This is a genomic window from Maricaulis sp. (assembly GCF_030149515.1).
Lineage (GTDB): Bacteria > Pseudomonadota > Alphaproteobacteria > Caulobacterales > Maricaulaceae > Maricaulis.
The window spans coordinates 1-11781 of record NZ_JASBRI010000017.1 but is presented as its reverse complement, the minus strand read 5'-3'; the positions used below and the strand labels follow the sequence as shown (position 1 = coordinate 11781).

At 64.4% G+C, this 11781-nt stretch carries 14 protein-coding genes; 2 read left to right on the top strand and 12 right to left on the bottom strand.

Annotation, left to right across the window (positions count from 1 at the left end; translation table 11 throughout):
- Nucleotides 1–5 precede the first annotated feature (5 nt).
- The 4 genes from purL to purC form a co-directional block, all read right to left on the bottom strand.
- On the bottom strand, nucleotides 6–2234 hold the full coding sequence (gene purL, locus Q1U94_RS07400; protein WP_300543074.1) for a phosphoribosylformylglycinamidine synthase subunit PurL: 2229 nt from the start codon (nucleotides 2232–2234) through the stop codon (nucleotides 6–8).
- A gap of 5 nt (nucleotides 2235–2239) precedes the next feature.
- Nucleotides 2240–2902, bottom strand: coding sequence for a phosphoribosylformylglycinamidine synthase subunit PurQ (gene purQ / locus Q1U94_RS07395; RefSeq protein WP_300543073.1), 663 nt, complete (start codon nucleotides 2900–2902; stop codon nucleotides 2240–2242).
- A gap of 16 nt (nucleotides 2903–2918) precedes the next feature.
- Complete coding sequence (purS, locus tag Q1U94_RS07390; protein ID WP_300543072.1) at nucleotides 2919–3158, bottom strand: phosphoribosylformylglycinamidine synthase subunit PurS; 240 nt, start codon at nucleotides 3156–3158, stop codon at nucleotides 2919–2921.
- A 226-nt stretch (nucleotides 3159–3384) separates the two neighbouring features.
- Nucleotides 3385–4146, bottom strand: a complete 762-nt coding sequence (gene purC, locus Q1U94_RS07385) for a phosphoribosylaminoimidazolesuccinocarboxamide synthase (protein WP_300543071.1) — start codon at nucleotides 4144–4146, stop codon at nucleotides 3385–3387.
- Nucleotides 4147–4379: 233 nt separating this feature from the next.
- On the opposite strand from purC, the gene Q1U94_RS07380 reads away from it, so the two are divergent.
- On the top strand, nucleotides 4380–4703 hold the full coding sequence (locus Q1U94_RS07380) for a DUF1476 domain-containing protein (RefSeq protein ID WP_300543070.1): 324 nt from the start codon (nucleotides 4380–4382) through the stop codon (nucleotides 4701–4703).
- 23 nt (nucleotides 4704–4726) lie between these two features.
- On the opposite strand, the gene Q1U94_RS07375 is transcribed toward Q1U94_RS07380, so the two are convergent.
- From Q1U94_RS07375 to Q1U94_RS07350, 6 genes are all read right to left on the bottom strand, one after another.
- The gene (locus Q1U94_RS07375) at nucleotides 4727–5179 is read right to left on the bottom strand and encodes a hypothetical protein (protein ID WP_300543068.1); all 453 of its coding nucleotides are present in this window, start codon (nucleotides 5177–5179) and stop codon (nucleotides 4727–4729) included.
- Nucleotides 5180–5244: 65 nt separating this feature from the next.
- On the bottom strand, nucleotides 5245–5697 hold the full coding sequence (locus Q1U94_RS07370) for a hypothetical protein (protein WP_300543066.1): 453 nt from the start codon (nucleotides 5695–5697) through the stop codon (nucleotides 5245–5247).
- Nucleotides 5694–6254: a pyridoxamine 5'-phosphate oxidase family protein gene (locus Q1U94_RS07365; RefSeq protein WP_300543065.1), complete on the bottom strand. Its 561-nt coding sequence runs from the start codon at nucleotides 6252–6254 to the stop codon at nucleotides 5694–5696. Before Q1U94_RS07365 ends, Q1U94_RS07370 begins: the two co-directional genes overlap by 4 nt.
- A 231-nt stretch (nucleotides 6255–6485) precedes the next feature.
- Entirely contained in the window at nucleotides 6486–7787 is a 1302-nt protein-coding gene (gene purB, locus Q1U94_RS07360; RefSeq protein WP_300543064.1) for an adenylosuccinate lyase, read from the bottom strand.
- A gap of 147 nt (nucleotides 7788–7934) precedes the next feature.
- Nucleotides 7935–8297 (bottom strand): DUF559 domain-containing protein, encoded by a 363-nt coding sequence (locus Q1U94_RS07355; protein ID WP_300543063.1) that lies wholly within the window; start codon nucleotides 8295–8297, stop codon nucleotides 7935–7937.
- 122 nt (nucleotides 8298–8419) lie between these two features.
- Complete coding sequence (locus tag Q1U94_RS07350) at nucleotides 8420–9643, bottom strand: threonine synthase (RefSeq protein WP_300543061.1); 1224 nt, start codon at nucleotides 9641–9643, stop codon at nucleotides 8420–8422.
- Nucleotides 9644–9821: 178 nt separating this feature from the next.
- Between Q1U94_RS07350 and Q1U94_RS07345 the strand changes: the two genes are divergently transcribed.
- Nucleotides 9822–10235: a VOC family protein gene (locus tag Q1U94_RS07345; protein WP_300543060.1), complete on the top strand. Its 414-nt coding sequence runs from the start codon at nucleotides 9822–9824 to the stop codon at nucleotides 10233–10235.
- On the opposite strand, the gene radC is transcribed toward Q1U94_RS07345, so the two are convergent.
- Together radC and map are read right to left on the bottom strand one after the other, a co-directional pair.
- Nucleotides 10213–10893, bottom strand: a complete 681-nt coding sequence (gene radC, locus Q1U94_RS07340) for a DNA repair protein RadC (RefSeq protein ID WP_300543059.1) — start codon at nucleotides 10891–10893, stop codon at nucleotides 10213–10215. The genes Q1U94_RS07345 and radC overlap by 23 nt on opposite strands.
- A 3-nt stretch (nucleotides 10894–10896) precedes the next feature.
- Nucleotides 10897–11736, bottom strand: a complete 840-nt coding sequence (gene map / locus Q1U94_RS07335; protein WP_300543057.1) for a type I methionyl aminopeptidase — start codon at nucleotides 11734–11736, stop codon at nucleotides 10897–10899.
- Nucleotides 11737–11781 lie beyond the last annotated feature (45 nt).

Here is an 11781-nt window from a genome sequence, read left to right as displayed (position 1 = left end):
CGGCGTTATTCCGCCGCTTCGGCCAGATGCCCCATCAGTTCCGGCAGCCAGCCTTCCCAGGCCGCACGCAGGCGGTCGAGTTCCAGCGGGTGGGCGCCGTTGACGGTGATTGCCGTGCCACCGGCCAGGCCGACGACATGCACCGGGATCTCGTCCGCCTTGGCATCCTGCAGGATGGCGATGGCGTCCTCTTTCTCCGCCGCGATCAGGTAGCGGCCCTGATCTTCGCCGAAGAGGAAGCCGTGCATGGGCGGGGACTTGCCTTCATGCGCCAGCTTGATGCCGCAGTTCGAGGCCAGTGCCATGTCGGCCGCGGCGCAGGCCAGGCCACCGTCGGAAATGTCGTGGCAAGATGTCAGCCGGCCGGCGCGGATCTGGCCGCGCACGAAGTCGCCATTGGCCTTCTCGACCGCCAGGTCGACCGGCGGGACCCCGCCGTCCTCGCGTTCCTCGATCGTCTTGAGATAGACCGATGCGCCCATCGCGCCGAGCGTTTCGCCCACGACCAGGAGGATGTCACCCTCCTTGAGGCCACCGAAATGCGCACGCCGCTCCAGATCGGGGATGAGGCCGACACCGCCGACGGCCGGCGTCGGCGGTATGGCTACGCCATTGGTCTCGTTGTAGAGGCTGACATTGCCCGAAACGACCGGGAAATTGAGCTTGCCGCAGGCCTCGGCCATGCCTTCCACACAGCCCACGAACTGGCCCATGATCTCGGCGCGTTCCGGATTGCCGAAATTCAGGCAGTCGGTGATGGCTATCGGATCGGCGCCTGTGGCGGTGAGATTACGCCAGGCTTCGGCCACGGCCTGCTTGCCGCCCTCATATGGGTCGGCATAGCAATAGCGGGGCGTGCAGTCCGTGGTGATGGCCAGCGCCTTGCCGGTGCCGTGCACGCGCACGATGGCTGCGTCGGACGGGTCTTCCGAGCTCGCCGTCGTATCCGCCATGACGTGGCGGTCATACTGCTTCCAGATCCAGGCCTTGGAGGCCATGTCCGGGCTGGACATCAGCTTGAGCAGAATTTCGCCCATATGGCCGGGCTGGGCGATGTCCTTGGCGTTCAGCTGGGCGCGCACTTCCGGGGCAAAGAAGGGACGCTCGTATTTCGGCGCGTCGTCGGCCAGCGGGGCGACCGGGATGTCGCACACGGTCTCGCCCTTGTGGGTCAGTACCATGCGGCCGGTATCCGTGGTCTCGCCGATCACGGCGACGTCCAGCTCCCATTTCTCGAAGATCGCCTTGGCGACGTCCTCGCGGCCCGGCTTCATGATCACCAGCATGCGTTCCTGGCTTTCCGAGAGCATCATCTCGTACGCCGTCATATTGGCTTCGCGCTGGGGCACGGCGTCCATGTTCAGATGAATTCCGATCCCGCCCTTGTCGGCCATCTCGACCGAGGAGGAGGTGAGGCCGGCCGCGCCCATGTCCTGGATGGCGGCAATGGCATCGGTGGCCATCAGTTCCAGGCAGGCCTCTATCAGCTTCTTCTCGACGAAGGGGTCGCCGACCTGGACGGTGGGACGTTTTTCCTCCGAGGCATCGTCGAACTCGGCCGAGGCCATGGTGGCGCCGTGAATGCCGTCGCGGCCGGTCTTGGAACCGACATAGACGATGGGCTGGCCCGGTTCGGCGCCGCGGGCGTAGAAGATCTTGTCGGCGTCCGCCAGGCCAACGGCCATGGCGTTGACGAGAATATTGCCGTTATAGCCGGCGTGGAAATTGGTCTCGCCGCCCACGGTGGGCACGCCGACGCAATTGCCGTAGCCGCCGATGCCGGCGACGACGCCGGAGACCAGGTGCGTGGTCTTGGGATGGTCCGGCGCGCCGAAGCGCAGCGCATTCATCAGCGCCACCGGGCGCGCGCCCATGGTGAAGACATCGCGCAGGATGCCGCCCACACCCGTCGCCGCGCCCTGGTAGGGCTCGATGAAGGAGGGGTGGTTGTGGCTTTCCATCTTGAAGATGCAGGCCTGCCCGTCGCCGATATCGATGACGCCGGCATTCTCGCCCGGCCCCTGGATCACCTTCTCGCCGGATGTGGGGAATTTGCCCAGATGCGCGCGCGACGACTTGTAGGAACAGTGTTCCGACCACATAACCGAGAAAATGCCCAGCTCCACGAGGTTGGGCGCCCGGCCCAGACGGTCGAGAATGACGGCGTATTCCTCGTCGGTGATCCCGTGTTCCTTGACGATCTCGGCGGTGATGCCTTCGGCGTATTGGGTCATGTCGGTTACGCGCTTCCCAGCAGCGATTCAAAGAGTTTCAGTCCGTCCGTGCCGCCGTGCTTCTCGTCCACGGCACGTTCGGGATGGGGCATCAGCCCCAGGACATTGCCCTGCTCGTTGGTAATGCCGGCGATGTCGCGGGCCGAGCCGTTGGGGTTGTTGCCATAGCGGAAGACGACCTGGCCCTCGCCCTCGATGCGGTCCAGCGTGGTCTCGTCGGCGAAGTAGTTCCCGTCGTGATGGGCGATCGGCACGACCAGTTCGGCGCCGCCCTCATAGCGTGAGGTGAAACGGGTATTGGCATTCTCCACCTTCAGCTTCGCCTTCTCGCAGACGAATTTCAGGCCGGCATTGCGCATCAGCGCGCCGGGCAGGAGACCGCTTTCGGTGAGGATCTGGAAGCCGTTACACACGCCCAGCACCGGCGCCCCGGTGGCGGCATGGGCGACAATGGCCGGCATGATCGCCGAGCGCGAGGCCATGGCGCCGCAGCGCAGATAGTCGCCATAGGAAAAGCCGCCCGGGATCATCACGAATTCGGTGCCCTCGGGCAGTTCGCTTTGCTGATGCCAGACCATGGCGGGCGCATGGCCCGTGACCTTTTCGATGGCGTCGTGTGCGTCGCGGTCGCAATTGGAACCGGGAAAGACGATGACGGCGGATTTCATATCGGCCGGACCCCGCTTATTCCAGCTCGATCGAGTAGCTCTCGATCACCGGGTTGGAGAGGAGTTTGCGGCACATCTCGTCGACACGGGCCCGGGCCTGATCGACGTCCTCGCCGGCGAGATCGAGCTCGATCAGCTTGCCCTGGCGGGCGTCCGTGACCTCGTCATAACCCATATTGTGCAGCGCGCCGGCCACGGCCGCACCCTGGGGATCGAGAACGCCGGGTTTCAGATAGACGTGGATTTTCGCTTTCACGGGCTCGACTCGCTTCTTGGGTCACGAAATTGCGCCCTGCATAAAGCGGTATCGACTTCGGCGCAATTGACCGGACGAAGCAATTCAGCAGGGCAGGGTTGTTCCGTCCTTTCTTCCCCGCTTGCGGGAAGACGTGCGATGCGCAGCGCCGTGAGGCCCTTGAGCCTGTCGCCGCAATTCCCCCGTCTGCGCGGCGGCCCCCCACGCCAGTGGGGTAAGGCCGACGCTATTTCACGGCGCCGTCATTCGCCGGCACCTGGCCGCTTTCCTTCATGATGCCCAGGCGTTTGGCCACTTCGGCATAGGCCTCGGTGACATTGCCCAGATCGCGCCGGAACCGGTCCTTGTCCATCTTCTCGTTGGTGTCCATGTCCCAGAGGCGGCAGCTGTCCGGGCTGATCTCGTCGGCCAGCACGGTGCGCACCATGTCGCCCTCGTAGTAGCGGCCGAATTCCAGCTTGAAGTCCACCAGGCGGATGCCGGCGGCGGAGAACAGGCCGCACAGGAAATCATTCACCCGCAGCGTCATCGCCATCATGTCGTCGATCTCCTGGGGCGTCGCCCAGTTGAACGCGGTGATGTGCTCTTCCGACACCATCGGATCGCCCAGCTCGTCCTTCTTGTAATAGTATTCGACGATGGACCGGGGCAGGGCCTCGCCCTCGGGCACGCCGAGGCGCTGGCTGATCGATCCGGCGGCGACATTGCGGCAGACCACTTCCAGGGGAATGATCTCCACCTGGCGCACCAGCTGTTCGCGCATGTTCAGCCGCTTGATGAAATGCGTCGGAATGCCGATCCGGCCGAGGCCGAGCATGATATACTCGGAAATCCGGTTGTTCAGGACGCCCTTACCTTCCAGCGTGGCGTGCTTCTGATTGTTGAAGGCGGTGGCGTCGTCCTTGAAATACTGGACGAGCGTGCCCGGCTCGGGACCTTCGTAGAGAATCTTGGCCTTGCCTTCGTAGAGTTTCTTGCGGCGGGACATCGGCGAACGCTCCGGTGGCGGCCCGGCTCCCGACAGGAGCCTTTCTGGCCTGAAAAAGCGCGGCGCGGCCCGATTCGAAACCGGACCGCGCATCGGCGGGGGAAAATATCCGTGTGCGCGTCCCTCTGCAACGCCCTGCAACGGTACGCTATCACTATGAGCCGAAGAGATTGATTTACCCCGGCGGGCGAGCTAGTCACACCGGCAAACACCCCATCCTCAAGGAGGCACCCATGTCGGGCTTGGACGATCGCGAAAAAGGCTTTGAGAACAAGTACGCGCACGATCAGGAGATCGAGTTCAAGGCGACCGCCCGGCGCAACAAGCTGCTCGGCCTGTGGGCCGCAGCGCAGATGGGGATCGAGGGCGAGGCTGCGGCCGAATACGCCAAATCGGTGATCGTCGCCGATTTCGAGGAAGCGGGCGACGAGGACGTCTTCCGCAAGATCCGCAAGGACTTCGACGAAAAGGGCGTGGACCTGTCCGACCACCTGCTGCGCAAGCAGATGGACGAGTTGCTGGCCAAGGCCCGCAAGGAAATCCGCTCGGAAGGCTAGGCGAGCCAGGCCGTCCTGCCCCGTCAGGGGGCAGGATGTTCCACACTCTCCAGCCGTTCCACCACGATCAGCCAGCGCTCCAGCGCCTCGCGGATCTGTTCCCGTCCATAGTCCATCGTGACAATCTCGAAGACCTGGCCGGTCTCCCGGTCCATCAGGACGAGGAAGCCCGTGCGGCCGTCCATCCGGTCGTAGAGGGGCGCGATGCCCTCCTCCACGGCGAGATCGCGCAGGCCGCCGCGTTCGCCCCAGGTGAAGTTGAAACGCACCCAGCCGATGGGCGCCTCGCCGAACGCCTCGCGCACATCCTCCACCCGCGGCTCCAGGATGCGGCAGGCGCTGCACCAGGACGAGCGAAACATGGCTGCCACCAGGCGCGGCTGCCCGGCAGATACCGGTTCGTCCCACGATGCGCGGACAAAATTCGGACCGAGAAAGGCGGCAAGGGCGACCAGAACAACAAGAACAAGGCGCATGGACGGGATTTCCTCTTCGCCCCCGATCTAGGACGGCCACGACGCTCTGTCAGCCGGCCCCGCGATCACGCCTGTGTCATGTCGTCGGGCAGGCTCAGCCCGTCGCGCTCATTGTCCCAGATCATGGAGACGATCTGCCATCGCCCGCTCGGACCCTTGTAGAACTGGAAGGCATTGATGCCGCGGCGTTCGGGATCGGCATCGTCGGGATGGTGTTTGGCCTCATAGCTCGACCAGGCCTGGGCCATATTGCCGAAAACGCTGATCCTGTTGACCAGCGCGACCTCGTAGAAATCGGTCGTGGAGAGCAGCGCATCGGCATTGGCGCTGTATTCGTCGAGCGAGAAAATCATCATCCAGGGCTGTCCCGCCTCGTCCACCCCGGTGCGCATCTGGCGGCATTCGGGATGAAAGATCTCGTCCTGGCGCGACCAGTCGCGCGGTCCGGCCGGTCCGGAGACCATCGCGTAGCAGTCCTGGATCAACTGCTCGATCTCGGCCTCGTCCTGCGCACTCATTCTGCCGGCTCCGGTTTGACCAGGCCCGGCAGCCCGTCGATCGACCGGGCATTGCCGGCATAGCGCCGCTCGCGCCATTCCTCCTCGGAGCGGTGCTCATTATAGCGCAGCAGCTGGTCGCGCTCGCCCTTGAAGTCGTAGACCGGCACGCCCCAGCCGCAACTGTCGGCGATGCGGTGGATCTTCGCCGTGACGACCGAGCGCGCCTTGGGATATTCCGGAAAGAGGGCCAGCTTCTCCGCAAAACCGTCATCGTCGAAACAGGTGGCCGTACCGGTGCCGTAAAGGCGCAGGATATTGGCCATGCCCTCGAAGGCGCAGAACATGAAGGTGATGCGCCCGTTCTGGCGCAGGTGCGCGATGGTTTCCACGCCCGAACCGCCCAGATCGAGATAGGCCACCTCGTTGGGTCCCAGGATACGGAAACTGTCATGGCCCTTCGGCGAGACATTCACATGCCCCTCATCGCCGGACGGAGCCGTGGCGACAAAGAACATCTTCTGCCTTTCGATGAAGGCGGTGAGGCGGTCGTCGATGGAATCGTAGAGCTTGGACATGGGGGGAATTTAGGGGGCTCTTCCCGGCAAGCCAACAAACGCATTTGTCATCCCGGCCGAATGCCCCGCGCAGGCGGGGCGTAGAGCCGGGACCCATACGTGCCGATCTAGGCCGTAAGCAGGCTCGATAACGGCGACAGCGGGATGAACACCGGGATTATGGGTCCCGGATCTCCGCCCGGCTCAAGGCCGGGCATGCGTCCGGGATGACAAGCGTCGATAGTTGGAACGCTATTCCCCGAACACCCGCTTAAAAATCGTGTCCACATGCTTCATGTGATAGGCCTCGTCGAAACAGGCCTCGATCTGCTCATTGGAAAGCAGGGCGGTGACTTCGGCATCGGCCTTGAGATGATCGACCAGCATGCCGCCCTCGTCCCAGGTCTTCATGCCGTTGCGCTGGACCAGGCGATAGCTGTCCTCGCGCGAGGCGCCGGCCTGGGTCAGGGCCAGCAGGACGCGCTGGGAATTGTGGATGCCGCCATAGGCGTTGAGGTTTTCCTGGCAGCGGTCGGCATGCACGATCAGCTTCTCGATCATGCCGGCGGTGCGGTGCAGGGCGAAGTCGAGATGCACATTGGCGTCCGGGCCGATGCCGCGTTCGACGGAGGAGTGGGAGATGTCCCGCTCGTGCCACAAGGCGATATTCTCCATCGCCGGCGTCACGGCCGAGCGCACCAGGCGCGCCTGGCCGGTCAGGTTCTCGGTCAGGATCGGATTGCGCTTGTGCGGCATGGCCGACGAGCCCTTCTGGCCCGGCGAGAAATATTCCTGCGCCTCGCGCACTTCGGAGCGCTGGAGATGGCGCACCTCGATGGCGATATTCTCGATCGCCGAGGCGATCAGGCCGAGCACGGCGAAATAATTGGCGTGGCGGTCGCGCGGGATGACCTGGGTGGAGATCGGCTCCACCGTCAGGCCCATCCGTTCGGCGACATGTTCCTCAACCGCCGGATCGACATTTGCGAACGTGCCGATGGCACCGGAAATGGCGCAGGTGGCGACCTCGTCGCGCGCCCGCACGAGGCGTTCGCGATTGCGGGCGAACTCGGCATAGAAACGCGCGAATTTCAGGCCCATCGTCGTCGGCTCGGCATGAATGCCGTGCGAACGGCCGATACAGGCGGTGTATTTGTGCTCCTCGGCGCGCTTTTTCAGCGCTGCCAGCACGCGGTCGAGGCCTTCAAGCAGCAGGTCGGCCGATTGTTTCAGCTGCACCGCCAGGCAGGTGTCCAGCACGTCCGAGGAGGTCAGCCCCTGGTGGACGAACCGGCTCTCCTCGCCGACATGCTCGGCCAGATGGGTGAGGAAGGCGATGACGTCATGCTTCACCTCGGCCTCGATCTCATTGATCCGGTCGACATCGAATTCGACGTCTTTCGCTTTCCAGACCGCCTCGACCGCCGATTGCGGCACCACGCCCAGCTCCGCCAGCTTCTCCGTCGCATGCGCCTCGATCAGGTACCAGATCTGGTACTTGTTCCGGTCCGACCAGATGGCGGCCATTTCCGGACGGGTATAGCGGGGGATCATGTGCGGGCTCCGTGTGCTCGGTGGAGAAGCGCGGGGGATGCGCCAAGGGGCGCGAAAGGTCAAGTGGCGGCCGCGCCGTCACGCTCCGCCTCTCCCCGACCGGGGAGAGGAATCAAAGGTGAGGGGCGCGCGGCAAAGCCGCGCCGCTTAAGAATCCGACCGCGCCATTCGCGCGTGATGGACGGCGTCGCCGATGGCTTCCATGACCGCGTCCGTGTCCGTCAGGATGGCGTGGTTCCAGAAGCGAAGAACCTGATAGCCCCCGGCTTCCAACCGGGCCGTGCGGCGGGCGTCATAGGTCTCCTGGTTGGCGTGCTGGCCACCGTCGGCCTCGACGATGATCGAGAGATCCTTGCACAGGAAGTCGGCGATGTAGGGACCGACCGGGACCTGCCGCCGGAACTTGGCGCCGGCCAGGGCGCGGTTGCGCAGCCGAGACCAGAGCCGGGCCTCCGCCGGGGTTTGCTGTTTGCGGAGTTTGCGGGCGCGGTTTCGGTGTGGATGGCGCATGCCGGGACAGTGCGGGGTGTCTGGCGGTTTTATCCGTGATGACGGTCATGGTCTTGGTGGCCGCTGCGCGGCCGCCCCTCATCCGCCCTCCGGGCACCTTCTCCCCGGTGGGGGAGAAGGGGTTAAAGCGCCCCCCAATCCACCTCGCTGTGCCGGTCCAGCGCCACGGCTCCGTCCGGCATCTTGTATTTCAGCCCCGAGCCGCAATTGAACAGCACGCATTCCGCGTCCCGTGCCACAAGCCCGTCGCCCATGGCCTTTTCCATGGCCGCCAGTGTCGCGGCGCCTTCGGGGCAGAGCAGGAGGCCGTCCTCGCGGGCACAGCGGGTGCGGGCCGTTTCGATGGCGTCCTCCGACACGGCCAGCGCGGCGCCGTCGCTCTCGCGCACGGCATCCAGGATCAGGAAATCGCCGATGGCCTTGGGCACGCGGATGCCCATGGCGGCGGTCCGGGCGTCTTCCCATTCCTCGGCATGGCGTTCGCCGGCCTCGAAGGCTTTCACGATGGGGGCGCAGCCCTCGGCCTGGACGGCGAACATTTTCGGGCGTTCCGGACCGATCCAGCCGAGTTTTTCCATCTCGTCGAAGGCCTTCCACATGCCGATCAGGCCGGTGCCGCCGCCGGTGGGGTAGAAGATCGCATCGGGCAGTTTCCAGCCCATCTGGGCGGCGAGTTCCAGGCCCATCGTCTTCTTGCCCTCGATCCGGTAGGGCTCTTTCAGGGTGGAGACGTCGAACCAGCCCATCTTGTCCTTGCCGGCGCCGACCAGGGCGCCGCAATGATGGATATAGCCGTTCACCTTGAAGACGTTCGCGCCCTGCAGCGCCATCTCGTCGAGATTGATCTGCGGCGTGTCCTCCGGGGCGAAGCACCAGCTCTCCATCCCCATCCGGCTGGCATAGGCGGACAGGGCCGCGCCGGCATTGCCGTTCGTGGGCATGGCGAGGCGCCTGATGCCGAACCTGTGGGCCATGGCGACAGCGAGCGCGAGGCCGCGCGCCTTGAAGGAGCCCGTCGGCAGGCGGCCCTCATCCTTCACCCAGACCTTGCCGGTCGCGCCGGAGGCCTTGCCCGTGGCGGGCACGTCGATCAACGGCGTGTCGATTTCGCCGAGACGGCAGATATCGGCATTGTCCCGGACCGGCAGCAATTCGCGCCATTTCCAGAATCCGCCCGGCCGGGACCAGATCGCACCGCGGTCCACTGCCACCTTCATCGCATCGAGGTCGTAGCGGGCCAGCAGCGGTTTTCCGGCCTCGGAGAGATTGTGCGGCTTGTCCTTGTCGTGGTGCTTGCCGGTTTCCGAACATTCCAGATGGGTGAAGTAGTTGGCGCGATTGTGCATGGGCGGGAGCTCTTTCTGGTTCGATGCCCAAGCTAGGCCATTGGCCGGACAGGTCCAGAGGCCGTGTGAAGCGGCCGTTTGGACCAGGGGAGACGGACCTTGGGTCCGTCTCCCGGACAGGCAATAATGTTTATGGCGGCACCGCCGCGCTTCAGCTGCCATCGCAGGGAGAGACAATATGGCCAGGGTGATCGGATTGGGCGGCGTGTTCGCGCGCTGCAGCGACGCGCAGGCGACCGGGCGCTGGTATGCGGACGTGCTGGGGATCGATCTGGCCGATTTCGGCGGCGCGCATTTCAGGCCGCAGGACTTTGTCGCCGCCTATGGCGAGAGCGCCATGACGGTGTGGAGCCCGTTCGGTCCGGACATGCACGAATACATGGAGCCGGGCACGGCGCCCTTCATGATCAATCTCGTCGTTGACGATCTCGACGGGGTGCTGGAGCGCGCCCGCGCACACGGGGTCGAACCGGTGACCGAGGAACCGGTCGAGTACGATCAGGGCCGTTTCGCCTGGATTGTCGATCCCGACGGCGTGAAACTGGAACTCTGGCAGCCGGGAAGTCCGCCTATATCAGACCCAGCGTCTTGAAACTGGCCGTGTTCTCGCGGCCGATCACCAGGTGGTCGTGCACCACGATCTCGAAGGGCTGGCAGATCTCCATCAGCGAGCGGGTCATCTCGATATCGGCCTGGCTGGGTGTGGCATCGCCGGACGGGTGATTGTGCACCAGGATGATGGCCGAGGCCTCGTGCGCGAGCGCCCGTTTGACTACCTCGCGCGGATAGACGGGGGCATGGTCGATCGTGCCTTCACCCAGAATCTCGTCGGCGATCAGCTTGTTCTTGCGGTCCAGGAAAAGCACGCGGAACTGTTCCGTCGTGGCGTGCTGCATGGCCGTGCGGCAATAGGTGATGAGCGCCGACCAGGACGCGATCGCCGGCCGGCCGATCACCTGTTCGCGGGCCAGACGCTCGGCCAGCGCCTTGATCAGTTTCAGCTCGGCGGCGGTCTTCTCGCTGACGCCCTTCACGGTCGTCAGCTGTTCCAGCGGCGCCGTCGCGACCCCACCCAGATCGCCGAAACGGGCGATCAGGTCTTTCGCAATGGGTTTGACGTCGCGGCGCGGAATGCAACGGAACAGGTAAAGCTCCAGCAATTCATAATCGTGAAGCGCCAGACCGCCCGCTGTAGTTAGTTTTTCGCGCAGTCGGTCGCGATGGCCGGTATGGTGCGCGGTCCCGGGCATGGTTCAGATCGTGTAGGGAGGCTTGTCGAGACCCTTGGGCGAGGTGGTGAAGATCTCCACCCCGTCCTCGGTGACGCCGCAGGAATGCTCGAACTGGGCCGAGAGAGACTTGTCGCGCGTGACCGCGGTCCAGCCATCGGAGAGGACTTTCACATCCGCCCGGCCGAGATTGAGCATGGGTTCGACGGTGAAGAACATGCCGGGTTTGAGTTCAGGCCCTTCGCCATGTTCACCGAAATGCAGCACATTCGGGCTGTCGTGGAAATTCTGACCCAGGCCGTGGCCGCAGAAATCCCGCACGATCGAACAGCGCCGCGTCTCGGCATATTCCTGGATGACGGCGCCGATCGTGCCCAGCGTGACGCCCGGCCTGATCGCATTGATCCCGGCCATCATCGCCTCATGGGTCGTGTCGATCAGGATTTCCGCCTTCCGTTTGGGCGTGCCTGCGACATACATGCGCGATGTGTCGCCATGCCAGCCATCGACGATGACGGTGACGTCGATATTGAGAATATCGCCGTCCTTCAGGGGTTTGGGTCCCGGAATGCCGTGGCAGACGACGTGATTGATCGAGGTGCACAGCGAGTGGCGATAGCCGCGATAGAACAGGGTCGCGGGGGTGGAGCCGTGATCGAACGCGTATTCGCGGGCCAGCTTGTCGAGATACTCAGTCGTAACGCCCGGCGCGACTTCGCCCGCCAGCATGTCGAGGATTTCCGCAGCCAGCCGACCGGCCTTGCGCATACCGGCAAAGCCTTCGGGCCCGTGCAGCTTGATGCGGCCGTCGCGCGGTGCGCCGGCAGCGGTCTCGTCGGTTACAATGTCGTACGCAGTCGTCAAATCCAGCCCTCCAGACCTACTTATATACAAGAGCGCGCGCCGTTT